This window comes from Promicromonospora iranensis (assembly GCF_028994775.1).
GTDB lineage: Bacteria > Actinomycetota > Actinomycetes > Actinomycetales > Cellulomonadaceae > Promicromonospora > Promicromonospora iranensis_A.
On the sequence record NZ_JAJQMN010000004.1, the window covers coordinates 144,457 to 163,168 of the forward strand.

Sequence of the window (18,712 nt, forward strand, 5' to 3'; positions counted from 1 at the left end):
CGCCTCCTGTGGTCGGGCTCGCAACCGCACCGGACCGTCACCGGAGGCTGCGGGCGCGACCGACGAAGTTCCACCGCTCGTCACCGATGAGTTCTCCGCAACCTCGTCGTCGGACCTGGCAGAGACCACAGGACTGTGGCCAGCGCTGCGCGGACCCGGCCGCGCGCCACCGAACCAGGAGCAGACACGATGACCGACAAGAAGACCTTCACCCTTGAGGTACCGAGCGGTGTCCTCACCTATGACGTGCGCGAGCCCGCGGCACCGACCGACGAGCGTCCCCTAGTGCTGATCGGTCTCCCCATGGGGGCGGAAGGCTTCACCACCCTGGCGAGCCACTTCACGGACCGGACGGTGGTGACGTACGACCCCCGTGGGGTCGAGCGCAGCACCAGGGACCTGGACACCGAGACAGAGCTGCCCGGTGTCGCGACCCACGCCGAGGACGTGCACCGCGTCATCGAGACCGTCGGCGGCGGACCGGTCGACCTGTTCGCGTCCAGCGGCGGAGCCATGGTCGCACTCGAGCTCGCGGCGGCCTACCCGGAGGACGTACGGACCGTCGTCGCGCACGAGCCGCCCCTGGCCAGCGTGCTCCCTGACCGCGAGGCGATGGCCGCCGCCATGACGGACATGCACGACACCTACCAGGCGAAGGGCTTCGGCGCCGCCATGGCGAAGTTCATCACGGTGCTCATGGCCGAGGGCGAGCTCACCGCCGACCATGCGGACCAGCCTGACCCGGACCCGGCGGCGTTCGGCCTGCCGACCGAGGACGACGGCTCGCGCGACGACCTGATGTTCGGCGTCAACATGCTGGTGCTGCCGCCGTACGAGCCTCGGTACGAGGCGCTCGCGTCCGGCGCACCCCGTGTCGTGATCGCCGTCGGCGCGGACACGGGCGAGCAGATGACGGGCCGGGCCGCCCGCGGGGCAGCCGAGCGGCTCGGCACCGCACCCGTCGTCTTCCCGGGCGGCCACGGCGGTTTCAGCGGCGGCGAGTACGGCCAGCCGGCAGACAAGCCGGTCGAGTTCGCGACCACGCTGCGCGAGGTCCTGGCCGGCTGAGCACAGCACACCGGCCCCTCAGTGCGTGTGGGCGCCCAGGTCCGCGACGACGACCGCCAGCGTGCCCGGACCGACATGCACGCCCAGCACGGCGCTCAACGCCGTGACCTCGACTTCCACCCGGGTGCGCGTGTGCAGGCGGCCCGCGAGCGCGAGTGCCCGGTCGTGCGCCCCGAAGTGGTGCACGGCGACCACCGGCCGTTCCGCCTCGGCGACGAAGCCCGCGGCCTGCTCCAGGAGCCGCTCGGCGCCAACCGCACGGGTGCGCACCCGCTGGGAGAGCTCCACGGCGCCGTCGGACAGCTTCAGGATGGGCTTGACCCCCAGGACCGTACCGAGCGCCGCTGCCGTCCCGGACAAGCGGCCGCCGCGGCGCAGGTGCTCGAGGGTGTCGACCACGAAGAGGGCGTGCGCCGTCCCGGCGACCTCGATGGCTCGGGCGGCGACGTGGGCGGCATCGGCCCCTGCCGCAGCACACTCGGCCGCGGCCCGCGCGGCGAAGCCAAGGCCCGCGGCACCGGTCCGCGAGTCCACCGTACGCACCTGCAGGGGTGACCGCGCGGCCGCCGTACCCGCGGAGCCGACGGTGCCGGACAACGCCCCCGACAGGTGCACGGAGACGATCGACCGGGCGCCCTCGTCGCCGAGCGAGCGGTAGACGGCAGCGAACGCCTCGGGCGGTGGCTGGGACGTCGACATCTGCGCGCCCTCGGCGACCAGCTCGGCCAGCCGCTCGGGGGTGATGTCCTCACCCTCCGCGTAGACCTCGTCGCCCACGAGGACACGCAGGGGCACCACGACCGGGCCGCCCGGCAGACCGGCGGGCAGGCAGGCGGTCGAGTCGGTGACGACCCGCACCTCCTGGGGTGCCGGGCGGGATGGACGACGTCGGGTGCGCATGACCGCGCCACTCTATCCGCGCGGGGAACCGGACGACGAAACCGCGCGGCCCTCCTCGCGCGCCGTGCCGAAGCCCGATCTAGCATCCGAGACATGCCCGACGCATCGACGCCCGACCTCGCCGCCCTGCGGGAGGCCGCCGCGGCAGCCCAGAAGGCCCTCGAGGAAGCGGAGCACGCGGCCGTACAGTCTCCGGAGAACACCGCCGATCCGGCGGAGACCACCGAACCGGAAACCACCGAACCAGCGGCTACCGAACCAGCGGCTACCGGACGTGCCGGTGTCGAGCCGGCCGAGGCTGCCCCGCAGGGGTACGCCGCCGAGGTCGCCGCGGGCTACGCGGCCGAGGCCACGCTGCCGCTCGGCGCTCTTCTCGAGGGCGAACCGGGCGGGGAAGCTGTACCGAACCCGCAGGTACAGGTCGGTTTCGCGCTCTCGATGCTGAACCGGCACGGTCTCGTGGCGGGTGCCACGGGCACCGGCAAGACCAAGACGCTGCAGGGTATGGCCGAGGGGCTCTCCCTGGCCGGCGTGCCCGTCTTCCTCGCGGACGTCAAGGGCGACCTGTCGGGGCTCGCGCTCCCCGGCCCGGACGACCCGAAGGTCGCGGAGCGCGCCGCGAGCATCGGGCAGGACTGGACACCCACCGAGTACCCGGTCGAGTTCTACTCGCTGGGCGGGATCGGCAAGGGCGTTCCGATCCGCACGACCGTCACCGACTTCGGGCCGCTGCTGCTGTCCAAGGTGCTGGGCCTCAACGCGACGCAGGAGTCGAGCCTCACGCTGATCTTCCACTGGGCCGACAAGAAGGGTCTGGCGCTGCTGGACCTCAAGGACCTGCAGTCGGTGATCGCCCATCTGACCTCGGACGAGGGCAAGGCCGAGCTCAAGGGTATCGGCGGCATCTCCGCGGCCACGGCCGGCGTCATCCTGCGCGAGATCGTCGGTCTGGAGGGACAGGGCGCCGACGTCTTCTTCGGTGAGCCGGCGTTCTCGACGTCGGACCTGATCGCCACCCGGGGCGACCTCGGCGTGCTGAGCGTGCTGGAGCTGCCGGCCGTCCAGGACCGGCCGCAGCTGTTCTCGACGTTCCTGATGTGGCTGCTCGCGGACCTGTTCCAGGAGCTGCCCGAGGTGGGCGACGTCGACAAGCCCAAGCTTGTGTTCTTCTTCGACGAGGCCCACCTGCTGTTCGCGGACGCCTCGAAGGACTTTCTCCAGCAGGTCGTGCGGACGGTCCGGCTGATCCGGTCCAAGGGTGTCGGCGTCTTCTTCGTGACGCAGTCGCCCAAGGACGTGCCGTCCGACGTCCTGGCCCAGCTCGGCAACCGGGTGCAGCACGCGCTGCGCGCCTTCACGCCCGACGACGCCACAGCGCTCCGCGCAGCCGCCCGCACGTTCCCCAAGTCGCCGTACGACCTGGAGCGGCTGCTGCAGGAGCTCGGTACCGGCGAGGCCGTCGTGACCGTGCTCACCGAGAAGGGCGCGCCGTCACCCGTCGCGTGGACCCGGGTACGGGCGCCGCAGGCAGCGATGGAACCGGCCGGTGACGCCGTGATCGACCAGGTGGTCGCCGCGTCGCCCGGTCAGGCGAAGTACGGCACGGCCGTCGACGCGGAGTCGGCGTTCGAGCTGCTCCAGGCGAGGGCTCAGGAGCAGGCTGCCGGGCAGGCCGCCGCCGAGGGCGAGGCAGCTGCCGCCGGTGATCAGAAGGAGCTGGCCAAGGAACGCGCCCGGCTGGAGAAGGAGGTCGCCGCCCGGGAGAAGGCGGAGGCCCGCGAGAAGGAGAAGGCCGCACGCGACCGGAACCGTGTGGTGGGCTCGCTGGCGCGGACCGCGGGCACGGTCATCGTCCGCGAGCTCACCCGCTCCCTCTTCGGCACCCGTCGCCGCTGACCCTCCCGCCCCACCCACCAATTCCTCGTTGAGTGCTGGGTATTTGTGGGTTCCAGCGGCCCAATGCCACAAATACCCAGCACTCAACGAGGACGCGGGACGAGGGCTGTGGATAGCAAGCAAGGGTTACTGGCGCGTTCGACCATGAAGGTGTGGCATCGAACATCTTTACGGTTTCCGAAGCGCCCGCTCATGGCGTCAGCCGACACGCTCTGCGGCACAGCCGGTTCCTGGCCCCGACGTCCGGCGTGCGGATCTGCGACGCCGACCCGTCGCTCATCGATCGTTGCCGGGCGATCGCTCGGGTTGTGCACCCGAATGCGGCATTCGCTCGTACGACGGCGCTACGTCTCCTCGGCGTCGACGTCCCGTGGCAGCTCGAGGACGATCACGCGATTCATATCGTCACGCCACGCCGTGGTGAGCGGGCCCAAAGATATGCGGTCACGGCACACTTCTGCGGGCAGAAGCGCCTCGACGTCATCGAACGGTTCGGCCTGCGGATCACGTCGGCGCCGCAGACCTGGCTCCAGGTGTCGCACAGGCTGACTCGGGACAGCGTCGTCGGGCTCGGGGACGCCATGACACGCCGCAAGAATCCTGCGACAACCTTGGATGCGCTGCGATTCCTGATGCACGAGACCTTCAAGATGAGAGGGCTCAGCATGTGCCGGGAAGCGGCCGACCTGATCCGGCCAGGAACCGACTCATGGATGGAGACGCAGCTCCGGCTGCTCGTGATCCATGCCGGGCTCCCCGAGCCGGTGGTGAATGTTCCGGCGTTCGACGACGCGGGCCGGTTCCTGGCCCTCCCCGATCTGTCGTATCCGCGTCTTCAGACCGCCATCGAGTACGACGGTGATCATCACCGGACAGATCAGGCGACCTGGCGCCGTGACGTGGAGCGCCGGCAACTCCTTGAGGACGCCGGATGGCTGATCATCACGGCAACCGCGGACGACGTGATCCGCTACCCCGAACGTCTGATCGCCCGGATCCGCGCCGCCCTCCGCAAGCGTCGCGCCCTACTCGAACGTTGAGTGCTGGGTATTTGTGGGTTCTAGCCGTTAGAACCCACAAATATCCAGCACTCAACGGGGGTGGGTCAGGCCGGGACTATGTTGACCAGCTTCGGGGCGCGGACGATCACCTTGCGGACGCCGCGACCGTCCAGGAACTTGACCACGTTCGGCTCGCTGAGCGCGGCCGCTTCCAGGTCCTCCGCGGAGATGTCCGGGGCGACCTCGAACCGGGCACGCACCTTGCCCTGGACCTGGACGACGCAGGTCACGGTGTCCTGCACCAGGTACGCAGGGTCGGCCGTCGGGAACGGCGCGTGCGCCAGCGACTCCTCGTGCCCGAGCCGGGACCACAGCTCCTCCGCGATGTGCGGCGCGATGGGCGCCGTCATCAGGACGAGTGGCTCAACGGCCGAGCGCGGCACGGAGGGCAGCCCCGTGAGGTGGTTGTTCAGCGTGATGAGCTTCGCGATCGCCGTGTTGGGTCGCATGTTCTCCATCTCGACCTTGACGTCGGCGATGGTGCGGTGCACGGCCCGCAGGGTTGCGGTGTCGGGCTCGTCCTCGGTCACCGTGAGCTCGCCGGTCTCCTCCGAGACGACGTTGCGCCACAGGCGCTGCAGGAAGCGCTGCGAGCCGACGACGTCGCGGGTGTTCCACGGGCGTGACTGGTCGAGCGGTCCCATCGACATCTCGTAGACCCGGAACGTGTCGGCACCGTACGCCTCGTACATCTCGTCCGGCGAGACGACGTTCTTCAGCGACTTGCCGATCTTGCCGTACTCGCGGTTGACGGGCTCGCCGCGCCAGGTGAAGCCGGTCTGCTCGTCACCCTCGACCTCGGCGGCCGGGACGTACACGCCGCGCGCGTCGGTGTACGCGTACGCCTGGATGTAGCCCTGGTTGAAGAGCTTGCCGAACGGCTCGAGGCTCGTCACGTAGCCCAGGTCGAACAGGACCTTGTGCCAGAACCGCGCGTACAGCAGGTGCAGCACCGCGTGCTCCACGCCGCCGACGTAGAGGTCGACGCCGCCGGCCGGACCGGAGGTCGCGTTGTGCCGCGGCCCCATCCAGTACTTCTCCAGCTCCGGGTCGACGGCGTGCTCGGTGTCGGTCGGGTCGAGGTAGCGCAGGTAGTACCAGCACGAACCGGCCCAGTTGGGCATGGTGTTGGTGTCGCGCCGATAGGTCTTGGCGCCGTCGCCGAAGTCGAGCTCGACGTTGACCCAGTCCTGGTTGCGGCCGAGCGGCGCCTCCGGCTCGGAGGCCGCGTCGTCGGGCTCGAACGTGCGCGGCGAGAAGTCGGGCACCTCGGGCAGCTCGACGGGCAGCATCGCGTCCGGCAGGGCCACCGGGCGGTCCTGCTCGTCCCACACCACCGGGAAGGGCTCGCCCCAGTAGCGCTGACGCGAGAACAACCAGTCGTTCAGGCGGTAGGTGGTGGTGCCCTCGCCGATGCCCTTGGCCTCGAGCCACTCGATGATCCGCGCCTTGGCCTCGGTCACGCCGAGCCCGTCCAGGGAGACCTCGTCGTTCGAGGAACGGACCGCGACGCCGTCCTCCGTGTAGGCGCCGACGTGCCCCTCGGGCAGGCCGCCCTCCGGCTCCACGGTGTGGATCACCGGCAGGTCGTAGGCCTCGGCGAACGCGAAGTCGCGCTCGTCGCCGCCCGGCACGGCCATGATCGCGCCGGTGCCGTAGCCCATGAGCACGTAGTCGGCGGTGAACACCGGTATGGAGGTGCCCGTCACGGGGTTCACGGCGAGGTGGCCCGTGAACACGCCGGTCTTCTTGCCCGCGTCGGCCTGCCGTTCCACGGCCGTCTTCGCCGCGGACTCGCGCCGGTAGGCGGCGACCGCCTCGCCCGGCGACTCGTAGCCGCCGGTCCATGCCGAACGCGTGCCCTCGGGCCATGCCACCGGCACCTCGTCGAGCAGCGGGTGCTCGGGAGCCACGACCATGAACGTGGCGCCGAACAGCGTGTCAGGACGCGTCGTGAATACCTCGAGGCTGCCGCCCGCGCCTGCCGGGTCGTACTCCGCGGTACCGACGACGTCGAAGCGCACGGCGGCGCCGGTGGAGCGGCCGATCCAGTTGCGCTGCATCGACTTGACCTTCTCCGGCCAGTCGATGAGCTCCAGGTCATCGGTCAGGCGGTCCGCGTACGCGGTGATGCGCATCTTCCACTGGCGCAGGTTCTTGGTGAACACCGGGAAGTTGCCGCGCTCGGACCGGCCGTCGCTCGTGACCTCCTCGTTCGCCAGGACGGTGCCGAGGCCGGGCGCCCAGTTCACCGGCGAGGAGTCCACGTAGGCCAGCCGCTGCGTGTCCAGGACGTCGCGCTGCTGCCCCTCGTCGAGCGCGGCCCACACGGCTCCACCCGTGTTGTCGCCCTCGTGGCCGGGCACGGGCCGTGCGCCCGAGGCCAGCTCGTCGCGCAGCTCGCTGATCCGCCGGGCGCGGCCGCGCCCGCCGTCGGGCCGCTGCGCGTCCTCGTCGTACCAGGAGTCGAAGATCTGCAGGAAGATCCACTGGGTCCAGCGGACGTACTCGGGGTCGATCGTGGCGAACGAGCGGCGCGGGTCGTGCGCCAGGCCCGCCCGGCGGAGCTGCCGCTTGTACGTGACGATGTTGCGCTCGGTGACCAGGCGGGGGTGCTCGCCCGTCTGCACGGCGTACTGCTCGGCCGGCAGGCCGAACGCGTCGAAGCCCATGGTGTGCAGCACGTTGTCGCCGCACATGCGACGGAACCGGCCGACGACGTCCGTGGCGATGAAGCCCAGCGGGTGGCCCACGTGCAGGCCCGCACCCGAGGGGTACGGGAACATGTCCATGATGAAGTACGGGTCGCCGCTCGCCGGGTTCCCGCCCGGCCCCGTAAGTCGCCCCTGCGGGTTCGCCGCGTGGAAGGTTCCGCGCTCTTCCCAGATGTCCTGCCAGCGCAGCTCGATCTGCTGCGCGAGGGTCGGGGTGTAGCGGAAACGGGGCTCGTCCGTGGACGTGGTGCGCTCGGGTGCGTCGGGCATGGTCACCCGGCCGAGTCTACCGACCGAGCAGGTGCCTGGCCCTCGGTCGTCCACAGGGCGAAGGTTCATCCGACATTCGCCCGCGCCTCCCCCGAAGTTCTCTGCCCGAGTGCTCGAATTGCCCGCATGATGCCCTCGTTGCGAAAGCTCCTCGCCGCCAGCATCGCCGCCACCGTCGTGTGGACGGCCTCGACCGCCGCCGCCGCGCCATTTCCCGCCGACGACGCCGACTCCACCTCCTCCGCCACCACCTCCGGGGCCACCTCCGGGGCCGCCGGGTCCGCCGGGAGAGGCCCTGCGGACCACGTGGTCTTCGTGGCTCTCGACGGGTTCGACGTCGAGTACCTCGACCTGGTCCGTGACGGCACGAGCTCGATGCCGAACCTGCAGCGCCTCCTGCGCCGGGGCAGCGTCACCACCTCGACCGGCGTGATGACCTCGATCACGAACCCGTCGTGGTCGTCGGTGGCGACCGGCGCCTGGCCGGAGACCCACCGCAACACCGCCTACTGGTTCAACACCGAGACCAACACGGCGCGCGGCCAGCAGCGCGACCTCGCCGTGCCGACCATCGCCCAGTCGGTCCGTGAGCAGGGCGGCTCCGTGTTCTCCGCGCAGTGGTTCATCCTGCAGAACTACGGCGTCACCTTCGGCGACCCCGACGGCCTCTACACCCAGCCGGGCGGTGACTGCGCCCGCCGTACCGACGACGCCGTGGCCGTGCTGCGCGGCGAGCCCGTCAGCTCGGGCGGGCAGATGGTGAGCCCGAACGGCATCCCCGAGCTCATGACCGTCTACTGCGACACGCTGGACGCGATCGGGCACGAGGGCGGCGACGCCGACCCGCGCATCCCCGGCGCCCTGACGGAGATCGACCGGCAGATCGGGCGCATCGTGGAGGCCACGAAGGACGCCGGCATCTACGGCCGCACAGCGTTCGTCATCACGGGCGACCACGGCATGACCACCTTCGACAAGGGCTTCGGCGCCGAGGGGCTCGCCGCGATCGAGGCCGCCGGGTTCACCCCGCAGATTCTCACCAGCGGCCAGTCCCCTGCTCCCGGCACGGACGTCGTGATCGTCGTCGGCGGCGTCGCGGACGTGCGGATCATCGGCGACCGGGCGGGCGACCCGGCCGCCGTCCGGCAGCTGGGGGCTGCGCTGGAGGCGCTGCCGCAGGTGCGGAATGTCTTCGACAAGGCGGACCAGGCCCGCATGCACATGAGCCCGAACTACGGCGACCTGGTCGTCGAGCCGAGGCCGGGCTGGTCGTTCGGCACGACGCCGGCGGGCCCGTCCGGGCGGCACGGTGCTACCACCGAGCTGCGCGTGCCGCTGGTCCTGGCCGGCGCGGGCGTACGACCGGGAGCGCGTCCGCACGCGCCGCGCCACATCGACATCGCGCCGACGATCTCCGCGCTGCTCGGCTACGCACCGCCGTCGGGCAGCGAGGGCAGGACGCTCCGCGAGGCGCTGCGCCGCTGAGCGGCACCTGCGTCACGACGCCGCGGACGAGCTGCGCCGCACCCGGGCCGCGAGGCGTCGAAGGGCGGTCGCGGATCGGTCGCAAGGCCGTCGCGAGGTGACCGTACCAATGCGGGGTGTGTTGCTGCGGGTAGACCCTGTCTACGCACAGCAACACACCCCGCGGAGTACCTGTCTCCCCCGGTGTCCGGGACTGCCGGGAACGCAGACACCGCTCGCAGCGCGTGGTACTCGTCGGCGGGACGGTCACGCGCGGCATGCGGAAGGTGCAGGCGTCAGAACGAGTCGATCAGGTGTCCGCCGACCGCGAGCATCAGCCACGCGACGGCCGCCACGTAACCGATGATCAGGATGATGCCGCGGTTGCCGACCATCGCGTCGCGCAGGCCGACACCCACCGGCAGATCGCCGGACTGCACGCCCCGCACCAGCTGGAACCACAGCAGCGGCCACATGATCGTCCAGACGATCATGCAGGCCGGGCACAGCGCGACGATGACGTAGAAGCTGGTCGCCATCAGGAAGAAGATGAGCGCCTGGCCCAGCACGGTGCCGATGAGCAGCGACGTCCAGTACCAGCGGGGCAGCCGTGCGCCGACCAGCACCACGACGCCCGTGGTGATGACCACGGGGAACGCCGCCAGGCCGAGGTAGGGGTTCGGGAACCCGAGCAGGGCGCCCTGCCACGAGTCCATGGCGGCGCTGCAGGTGACGAACAGGTTGATGGTGCACGACGCCGTCCGCTCGGGGTCGACGAACGCCAGGTACTTCTCGATCGCCAGCCACATCGAGGCCGCGAACCCGATGCCGCCCAGCACCACCAGGAGCAGCCCCATGGTGCGCCCACCGAGCGGCCTGGGGCCCGGCACGGCGACGTCGTTCTCGTCGTTCATCGAGCTGTCCGACGACATCGTGGTCGCCCCGGTATCGGTCACCTGACCAACGCTACCGGCGAAGTCTGGGACATTGCTGGAATCTGGGTCACAGAGTTGTCTCCGCGGGCTGATGCACGACTCGCTGCCGCCCGAACGCCAGGATCATGGCGAGCCCCAGCACGGTGACCACCACACCGGCCCAGGCGGGCGCGAGGTAGCCCCAGCCGGCGTCGATGACGACACCGCCCAGGAACGCCCCGGCACCGTTGGCCACGTTGAGCCCCGCGTGGCACAACGCCGCCCCGAGCGAGGCCGCGCCCGGCGCCAGGTCCATGAGCCGGGTCTGGAAAGCGAGGCCGAGCATCTGCGATGTGACGCCGAGCAGGAACAGCGAGGCCAGTGCGGGAACCACCCAGGCCCCGGTCAGGGCGAACATCACGAGGGAGGCTGCGGTCGCCACGAAGCCGATCACGACGGCGCGCAGCACCCCGCGGTCGGCGAGGCGTCCGCCGATCTGCGTGCCCACGGTCATGCCGACGCCGAACAGCGCGAGCACCCAGGGGACCGCACCACCGGGGAGGCCGGTCACGCCCGTCATGGTGGGGGCCACATAGGTGTAGACCGCAAACATGCCACCGAAACCGATCGCACCCGCCACGAACGCGAACCAGAGGGGCGCGTTCCGCAGGGTCGCCAGCTCGGTCCGCACGGAACGCCCGGGGCCGCCGGCGGCGTCCGGCACGAGCCGCCACAGGCCGAGCAGGGTGACGATCCCGAGCGCCCCGATCAGCACGTAGGACGTGCGCCACCCGAAGACCTGCCCCACCCACGTGGACAGCGGCACGCCCACGACGTTCGCGATGGTCAGGCCGGTCATCATCATCGCGACGGCCCGACCGCGCTGGGCCGGCCCCGCGACCGCGGCACCCACCGCCGCCCCGACGCCGAAGAACGCTCCGTGCGGCAGGCCCGCGAAGAACCGGCCGACGACGAGCCAGCCGATGTCCGGCGCCGCCGCCGACAGGACGTTCGCGAGCGTGTAGGCACCCATCAGCAGGAGCAGCAGCCGCTTGCGCGACATCCGCGCGGCGGCGACGGTCAGCAGCGGCGCCCCGACGACGACACCGAGCGCGTACGCCGTGATGGTGTGCCCCACCTGCGGGTCCGTCGCACCGAGGTCGGCGCCGACGTCGGGCAGCAGGCCCATCGCGGCGAACTCTGTGGTACCGATGGTGAAGCCGCCGACGGCCAGCGCGACGAGCGCGGGGGCCGCGCGGCGCATCGAGCTCTGGCCGGCCGCCGCGTCGGGGGCATGCTGCGGGGAGCTGGTCGCCATGAGGGTCTCCAGAAGTGTCGTATCGATTCGGGGGGACCGTCGGCGACACCGGCGACGAGCACGAGGGAACGGGGAGGAGACTACCCCTGCGCCACCCACACGCGGGAGGCCGCCAGCAGACCGAGATCGGCGACCCGCTCGGACGAGCCCGACCGCTCGTCGGTGGTCGCGGTCCCCACCGCTCCGTCCTGGGGCCCCCAGGGTTCGGGGCAGGTCCAGGACACCGCCACCGTGCCGGCGAACTCGCGCCGCGTCGTCACCTCGACCCGCATGTCCAGGTCGAGGCCGAGCTCGGCGAGATAGCGCAGCGCCTCGGGGTCCGCGTCGGAGATACGGACCACCGTGCCGGCGTCGCCCGCGTGCATGGACGACAGGGGAACCGCGTCGGGCCGCACCACCGTGCCGTCCGCGGCGGGGATCGGGTCACCGTGCGGATCGCGCGTCGGGTTGCCGAGCCGCTCGGCCATCCGCTCCACGAAGACGTCCGACACCGCGTGCTCCAGCACCTCGGCCTCGTCGTGCACCTCGTCCCAGCCGTACCCGAGCTGGTCCACGAGGAACGTCTCCAGGAGCCGGTGCCTGCGCACCATGGCCAGCGCCAGACGGCGCCCGTCGTCGGTCAGCCGGATCGCGCCGTACCGCTCGTGCTCCAGCAGCCCTTGACCCGACAGGCGACGCACCGTCTCCGACACCGTGGAGGCGCCCACACCCAGCCGGTCGGCAAGATGTTTCGTGGTGACCTTCTCGTCCGACCACTCCTGAGCGGACCACACCGCCTTCAGGTAGTCCTGGGCGACGGGCGTCAGCTCGGCCGGGTCGGTTGCGATCTCCACGCCCCGAGCCTAGTTGCCGGAGGGCGACGGTGACGGCGCGGACCCGTTGCCGGACATCACACCGTCGGCATCGTCACCCGGCACCTCGTCGGGCAGCGGGACGGGCGGCGGGATCGGCTGCCGTTCGCTCACCGACGCCTCCCCCTCCGGCGTGACCTCGACGAGCTGCCAGTCCACGAATCGGCGCCGCTCCGGGTCGAACCGCAGCACGGTCATCTCCGAGGAGTCCCGCAGCGGCCCCACCGACGTGTTGCCCTTCGTCGCACCACCGGTGCTCGCGTTCACGTAACGGACGCCGTACCCCACGATGTCCGGCCCGATCCGCGTGTGCATGTGGCCGGAGATCTGGAACGGCACGCAGCCCGACTCCAGCGCGGGGTCGCCGACGGCGGGCTGGTGGATCAGCAGCAGGTCGACCCGGTCCTCCCCGGTGTACCCGCCGAGGCCCGGCTCCCCCGCGGCCTCGCACGCCACGTCCCGCAGCCGCTCGCCCGCCTCCTCCGGCGTCTCCTCGCGGGACAGCATGGTGCCGCCGCCGATCCGCGTCTCCAGCGGGTCGCGGTCACCGAGGATCCGCACACCCTCCACCTCGACCACGTCACCGTCCAGCACGATCTGCCGGTTCGCCTGCTCCGTCGCCGTCGTCAGGCGGGAGTCGTGGTTGCCGTCCGAGACCACGAACGGGACCCCGTCGGGCACGGCGGACGCGAACGAGTCCACGCAGACCGACTCGACGCTCGTGCCGTTGATCGTCGTGTCCCCCGCGTTGAGCATGGCGTCGGGTCCCAGCCGGTCGGCCAGGTCCCGGATCAGGGGCGTCATCCCCGTGTTGCAGTGCAGGTCCGAGACCAGCAGGAACGTCACGTAGTCGGTCTCCTCCGGATCCTCCGACGCCGGCGGCCCCTGCTCCGCCTCCGCCGCCTGCTGTTCCGCGACCCGCGCGTCCCACGCCTCGTTCAGCCGCTCCCGTGCCCCGGCGTAGAACACCTCGTTGGCCTGATAGGTCTCCACCAGCTGGCCGCTGTACGTGTCGATCACGCCCGCCAGACGGCCGGTGATCCGCGCCCCCTCCAGCGCCGTGCCCTCGAACACGGGCGAAGCAGGCAGAGCGGCGCGCTCCTCGGGACCGGCGCTCGACGTGACGGTTCCTGCCACCAGCACGGTGACGAGCACGGCACCGGTGATCTCCCACGTGCGGGGCACGAGCGTGCGGGCGAGATCCCGCCGTCGGGCAGGCCCCAGGAGGGCCCGCAGCCCGAAGCCGGCCGCGACCAGCACCACCGCCGCGACCCCGGCGCCGCGGACGGCGTCCCAGATCAGTGCCCACGCCACGGTGCGCACCGTCTGCTGCGGGGTGTCGAAGAACTGGAGATACCCGTCGAGGTCACCGGCGAGGGCGTCGAAGCTGGCGGTGTCCACGGCCGCGAGATCGGCGGGGATCTCGTGGACGGTGATCCGGACGCCGAGCGCGAACGGCAGCGGGGAGTCCGTGACGACGGTGCCCAGCGGACCGAGGTCCGCGAGCAGCCGGTCGTCCGCCGTGACGGAGTAGGTGGCCTCGTGCGGGCCGAGGCTCAGGTCTGCCTTCGCCGTCGTGATCCCGAAAGTCAGGCACACCAGGGCTGCGGTCACGCCGGCCAGGGTCCAGCGCAGCCAGCGGGGTGGGTTGGTACGACTCATCGCCTCTACCTTGTCATGCGATGTGTCCGACATGCGCGGTGTCCGACATGCGGTGCACCGGGACGGCGACTGTCGGCTCGGCGAACGGGACGGCACGATGGCCTGATGTTCACGCTTCGATCCGTCTGGCGCCCGGCCGCACCCGTCGCGCAGGTCTGGTCGGTGCTCGCCGACCCCCGGTTCACCTGGCCCGACTGGTGGCCAGGTCTCACCGCGGCGGAGACCGGTCCCGTCGTCGGCCCGGACGGGCTGGCCGCGCCCGGGACCTGGGCCCGGCTGCGGGTCCGCAGCCCGCTCGGGTACGCGCTGCGGTTCCGGCTGGAGCTGCGGCAGACGACGGCGCCGTCGGACGGCATGCCCGGCCGTGCGCTGCTCGACGTGGCCGGCGACCTGGAGGGCAGCGCCGAGGTGGCGGTGTCCAGCCCGACCGGCGACAGCCCGACCGGCGACGGCCCGACCGGCGACAGTTCGACCGAGGTCCAGCTCCTCTGGCAGGTGTCCCCGGTCCCCGCCTGGTTCCGCGCCGCGGCCCGGATCGGTCCCGGGCCCCTCGCCTGGGCGCACGCCCACGTGATGCGGGCAGGCGAGCGAGGCCTCGCGGAGCGGCTGCGCGGTTGACCCGGGTCAGCCCGCCTTCTGCGACTTCGACGGGGACTTGGACTTCGTCCTGGGCTTCGCCTTCGAGGTCGACCCCGACTTCGACGACGAGCCGGACGAGGACCTGGACGACGACCCGGACGACGACTTCGACTTGGACTTCGACTCGGCGACGCTGCGCTTGAGGGCCTCCATGAGGTCGACCACCTCGGCGCCCTCGCTCTCCCCCTCGGCGGTCTCGCCGAACGTCGCCGCCGTGTCCACGGTGTCGCCCGCCTCGAGCTTCGCCTCGACGAGCTTGCGCAGCTGCACCTGGTACTCGTCCTCGTAGTCCTCGGGAGTGAAGTCCGCCTCGAAGCTGCTGACGAGCTGGGCCGACATCGTGAGCTCCTTGTCGGAGACCTTCGCCGGCTCGTCGAGGGACGGGAACGCGGCCTCGCGGACCTCGTCGGCCCACAGGAGGGTCTGCAGCACGAGCACCTCGTCCCGCACGCGCAGCGCGGCGAGCCGGGTGCGCTGCCGCAGCGCGAACTTCACGACGGCGGTGCGGTCGGTCTCCTCCAGCGTGCGGCGCAGCAGCACGTACGCCTTCGTGGACTTGGAGTCGGGCTCGAGGTAGTACGTCCTGTCGAGCATGATCGGGTCGATCTGCTCGCTGGGGACGAACTCCACCACCGAGATCTCGCGGTCCCGTTCGGCCGGGAGATCGGCGAGGTCCTTCTTCGTGAGCACCACCGTGCGCTCACCGTCGTCGTAAGCGCGGTCGATGTGCTCGTACGGCACCACTTCGCCGTCGATCTCGCACACGCGCTTGTACCGGATACGTCCACCGTCGGCGTCGTGTACCTGGTGCAGCGGGACGTCATGGTCCTCGGTCGCGCTGTACAGCTTGACCGGAACGTTGACGAGGCCGAAGGTCACGGCACCCTTCCAGATAGCCCTCATCTATCTATAGTGCGCCCCAAGCGCACCACATGCCCAGGTTTCGGTCTGGGCCGACGCCGGCGTCGGCGGTGGAAGGCGTCAGAGGCCGGCGCGGTCCAGCTTCGCGCAGAGCTCGGCGTTGGTGGGCTCCACGAGGTGCTCGCCGTCGGGAAACACCAGGACGGGGATGGTCTTCCGACCGGTCAGCGCCTCCGCCTCGTCCGCCCGGGTGGGGTGGGCAGCGAGGTCCACGTAGACGTAGTCCACGCGGCGGACGTCGAGCACCGCCTTGCTGCGGCGGCAGTCACGGCACCACTCGGCGCCGTAGACGGTGAGCTGCTGAGGTCGGGCGATCGAAGAGGTGTCACGTGCAGTCGCCCTGGACGCTGCGAACACGTCGATCGCGAGGTCATCCGAAATCACTCGCCGGAGCCTAGCGGAGTTCTCACCGCGGTCACGACCCTCCGGCACGTGATCTCGCCGACCCTGGGCGAGACGCCCCGACCGGCGGCACGATGGGGTGATGGCGTCCACACAGCAGACGGTCTCGGTCGAGGGACACCGCCTGCGCCTGAGCAATCTCGACAAGGTGATGTTCCCGGCGTCGGGGACCACCAAGGGCGAGGTGCTGCACTACCTGACGCAGGTGGCACCGGTGCTGCTGCCGCACGCCGCCAACCGTCCCGCCACGCGCAAGCGGTGGCCCGACGGCACGGGCGGGCAGATGTTCTTCCAGAAGAACCTCGACGCCTCGACCCCCGACTGGGTCAAGCGACGGTCGATCCAGCACAAGACCTCGGCGAACGACTACGTGCTGGTCAACGACCTCGCGACCCTGACCTGGCTGGGCCAGACGGCGACCCTCGAGCTGCACACCCCGCAGTGGCAGTTCGGCCGCACCGGCGCCCGCCTCGACCCCGACCGCCTGGTGCTCGACCTCGACCCCGGTCCTGGCGCAGGACTGGCCGAGTGCGCGCAGGTCGCCCGGTGGGCCCGCGAGATCCTGCAGGGCATGGGCTTGGAGCCGTACCCGGTGACGTCCGGCTCCAAGGGCATCCACCTCTACGCGGCCCTGGGCAAGGCCCAGGACAGCCGCCTCGACTCCGACGCCGTCTCCGCCGTCGCGCACGAGCTGGCGCGCTACCTCGAAGCTGAGCACCCCGACCTCGTCGTCAGCGACATGAGCAAGAGCCTGCGCCACGGCAAGGTGCTGGTCGACTGGTCGCAGAACAACGGCAGCAAGACCACCATCGCGCCCTACTCCCTGCGGGGCCTCGACCGGCCGTGGGTCGCCGCGCCCCGCACGTGGGAGGAGCTCGACGACCCCGACCTCACCCAGCTCACACCCGAGGAGGTCGTGGCGCGCGTCGAGGCCGACGGCGACCTCCTCGCCCCGCTCCTGGAAGGTCACCTCTCCGCCCTGGAGCCGACGCCGGAGCGCCTGGCCACCTTCCAGAAGCTGGAGACCTACCGGACCAAGCGCGACCCGGCCAAGACCCCCGAGCCGTTCGGGCCGGAGACGCAGGTCTCGACAGGCGCGACCTCCGAGGCGGGCTCGACCACCGGTACACCCACCTTCGTCATCCAGGAGCACCACGCCCGCCGTCTGCACTGGGACTTCCGGCTCGAGCACGACGGCGTGCTCGTGAGCTGGGCCCTCCCCCGCGGCGAACCGACGGACCCTGCCAAGAACCACCTGGCCGTGCAGACCGAGGACCACCCGCTGGAGTACGGCTCCTTCGAGGGCACCATCCCGAGCGGCGAGTACGGGGCCGGCGAGGTCACCATCTGGGACTCCGGCACCTACGAGCTCGAGAAGTGGCGCGACGACGAGGTGATCGTCACCCTCCATTCCGCCGAGCGGGGCTCCCGCCGACTCGCCCTGATCCGCACGGGCGGCCGGGACGGTGACGCCGAGAACAACTGGCTCATCCACCTCACCAAGGCCCAGCCGGGCTCACCGAAGGCGTCCGGTGCCGAGTCCTCGCCCGCGCCGAAGGCCCGGACCACGACCCAGCAGGGATCCGGCGCTCCACGAGAGGCTCAGCGGCAGAAGGCACAGCGGCCCATGCTCGCCACCAACGCCGCGCCCGGCGAGCTGACCGAGCCGGACGACTGGATGTTCGAGATGAAGTGGGACGGGTTCCGCGCCCTCGCCCACGTCCCGGACCCCGAGACCGTGCGCCTCGTCAGCCGCTCCGGCCAGGACCTCACCGTCACCTTCCCCGAGCTGGCGGCGCTCGCGGGCCAGGTCGACCCCGCCCGGCTCCCGGTCGTGCTCGACGGCGAGATCGTCGCGCTCGACCGCGACGGCCGCCCCGACTTCCGCCGCCTCCAGCTCCGTGCCAACCTCCGCAAGGAACGTGACGTCGCACGCGCCCGGGCCCGCGTCCAGGTGGACCTCATGCTCTTCGACGTCCTGCAGGCCGACGGCGACGACGTCACGCACCGCCCCTGGACCGAACGGCGCGAGCTGCTGGAGTCCCTCGTCACGCCGCACGCCCCCATCCACCTCCCGCCCGTGTTCGACGGCGACCTCGACGCCGCCCTGCGGACCTCGCGCACACTGCGGCTGGAGGGCGTCGTCGCCAAGCGCCGCACCTCCACCTACGCGCAACGTCGGTCGCGCGAGTGGCTCAAGCTCAAGCACAGCGCCATGCAGGAGGTCGTCATCGTGGGCTGGCGGCCAGGCCGCGCGAACTCCTCGGTGATGGGCTCCCTCCTCATGGCGGTACCCGACGACAGCGCCGACGGCGCCGGCCTGCGCTACGTGGGACGGGTCGGTACGGGCTTCACCGAGCGCGAGCGCCGCGAGATCACCGCCCAGCTGCGGGGTATGGAGCGCAAGACACCTGGTGCGTCGGGCGTGCCGACCGACGACGCGTCGGATGCCCGCTGGGTGACACCCGAGCTGGTGGGCGAGGTCACGTACGCCGACTGGGCCGAGGGCAGTGACGGCGCGTCCGGCGAACGGCGGATGCGGCACTCCGTGTGGCGCGGCTGGCGTCCGGACAAGTCGCCGGACGACGTGGTGGTCGAGGTGCCCGGGCAGGAGTGACTGTCCAGGGTATGA

At 71.2% G+C, this 18,712-nt stretch carries 14 protein-coding genes; 6 read left to right on the top strand and 8 right to left on the bottom strand.

Features of this window, described 5'->3' with window-relative positions; all coding sequences use genetic code 11:
- Window positions 1-189: 189 nt before the first annotated feature.
- Window positions 190-1,068, top strand: a complete 879-nt coding sequence (locus tag LUU90_RS08295; protein ID WP_275002898.1) for an alpha/beta fold hydrolase — start codon at window positions 190-192, stop codon at window positions 1,066-1,068.
- A gap of 18 nt (window positions 1,069-1,086) precedes the next feature.
- Here the strand turns inward: LUU90_RS08295 and LUU90_RS08300 are convergent, their stop codons facing one another.
- The gene (locus tag LUU90_RS08300) at window positions 1,087-1,968 is read right to left on the bottom strand and encodes a DegV family protein (RefSeq protein WP_275002899.1); all 882 of its coding nucleotides are present in this window, start codon (window positions 1,966-1,968) and stop codon (window positions 1,087-1,089) included.
- 93 nt (window positions 1,969-2,061) lie between these two features.
- On the opposite strand from LUU90_RS08300, the gene LUU90_RS08305 reads away from it, so the two are divergent.
- Complete coding sequence (locus LUU90_RS08305; RefSeq protein ID WP_275002900.1) at window positions 2,062-3,864, top strand: helicase HerA-like domain-containing protein; 1,803 nt, start codon at window positions 2,062-2,064, stop codon at window positions 3,862-3,864.
- A gap of 152 nt (window positions 3,865-4,016) precedes the next feature.
- Window positions 4,017-4,904: a hypothetical protein gene (locus tag LUU90_RS08310; protein WP_275002901.1), complete on the top strand. Its 888-nt coding sequence runs from the start codon at window positions 4,017-4,019 to the stop codon at window positions 4,902-4,904.
- Between the two features lie 65 nt (window positions 4,905-4,969).
- On the opposite strand, the gene leuS is transcribed toward LUU90_RS08310, so the two are convergent.
- Entirely contained in the window at window positions 4,970-7,909 is a 2,940-nt protein-coding gene (gene leuS, locus LUU90_RS08315; protein ID WP_275003216.1) for a leucine--tRNA ligase, read from the bottom strand.
- Between the two features lie 126 nt (window positions 7,910-8,035).
- Here leuS and LUU90_RS08320 point away from each other — a divergent pair, with 126 nt between their 5' ends.
- A complete protein-coding gene (locus LUU90_RS08320) occupies window positions 8,036-9,394 on the top strand; it encodes an alkaline phosphatase family protein (protein WP_275002902.1) in 1,359 nt (452 codons plus the stop codon).
- A 275-nt stretch (window positions 9,395-9,669) separates the two neighbouring features.
- Here LUU90_RS08320 and LUU90_RS08325 read toward each other — a convergent pair whose 3' ends face one another.
- From LUU90_RS08325 to LUU90_RS08340, 4 genes are all read right to left on the bottom strand, one after another.
- Window positions 9,670-10,329 carry a vitamin K epoxide reductase family protein gene (locus LUU90_RS08325; RefSeq protein ID WP_275002903.1) on the bottom strand — a complete coding sequence of 220 codons (660 nt, stop codon included), beginning with the start codon at window positions 10,327-10,329 and terminating at the stop codon, window positions 9,670-9,672.
- A gap of 46 nt (window positions 10,330-10,375) precedes the next feature.
- On the bottom strand, window positions 10,376-11,605 hold the full coding sequence (locus LUU90_RS08330) for an MFS transporter (RefSeq protein WP_275002904.1): 1,230 nt from the start codon (window positions 11,603-11,605) through the stop codon (window positions 10,376-10,378).
- Window positions 11,606-11,685: 80 nt separating this feature from the next.
- Window positions 11,686-12,438, bottom strand: a complete 753-nt coding sequence (locus tag LUU90_RS08335) for a metal-dependent transcriptional regulator (protein WP_275002905.1) — start codon at window positions 12,436-12,438, stop codon at window positions 11,686-11,688.
- 9 nt (window positions 12,439-12,447) lie between these two features.
- Window positions 12,448-14,118 carry a metallophosphoesterase family protein gene (locus LUU90_RS08340; RefSeq protein WP_275002906.1) on the bottom strand — a complete coding sequence of 557 codons (1,671 nt, stop codon included), beginning with the start codon at window positions 14,116-14,118 and terminating at the stop codon, window positions 12,448-12,450.
- A gap of 105 nt (window positions 14,119-14,223) precedes the next feature.
- Between LUU90_RS08340 and LUU90_RS08345 the strand changes: the two genes are divergently transcribed.
- Window positions 14,224-14,736, top strand: a complete 513-nt coding sequence (locus tag LUU90_RS08345; protein ID WP_275002908.1) for a hypothetical protein — start codon at window positions 14,224-14,226, stop codon at window positions 14,734-14,736.
- 6 nt (window positions 14,737-14,742) lie between these two features.
- Here LUU90_RS08345 and LUU90_RS08350 read toward each other — a convergent pair whose 3' ends face one another.
- Both LUU90_RS08350 and LUU90_RS08355 read right to left on the bottom strand, forming a co-directional pair.
- Window positions 14,743-15,660 (bottom strand): Ku protein, encoded by a 918-nt coding sequence (locus LUU90_RS08350; protein WP_275002910.1) that lies wholly within the window; start codon window positions 15,658-15,660, stop codon window positions 14,743-14,745.
- 78 nt (window positions 15,661-15,738) lie between these two features.
- The gene (locus LUU90_RS08355; protein ID WP_425596213.1) at window positions 15,739-16,062 is read right to left on the bottom strand and encodes a glutaredoxin family protein; all 324 of its coding nucleotides are present in this window, start codon (window positions 16,060-16,062) and stop codon (window positions 15,739-15,741) included.
- Between the two features lie 100 nt (window positions 16,063-16,162).
- Between LUU90_RS08355 and LUU90_RS08360 the strand changes: the two genes are divergently transcribed.
- Window positions 16,163-18,697, top strand: coding sequence for an ATP-dependent DNA ligase (locus LUU90_RS08360; protein WP_275002912.1), 2,535 nt, complete (start codon window positions 16,163-16,165; stop codon window positions 18,695-18,697).
- Window positions 18,698-18,712: the final 15 nt, after the last annotated feature.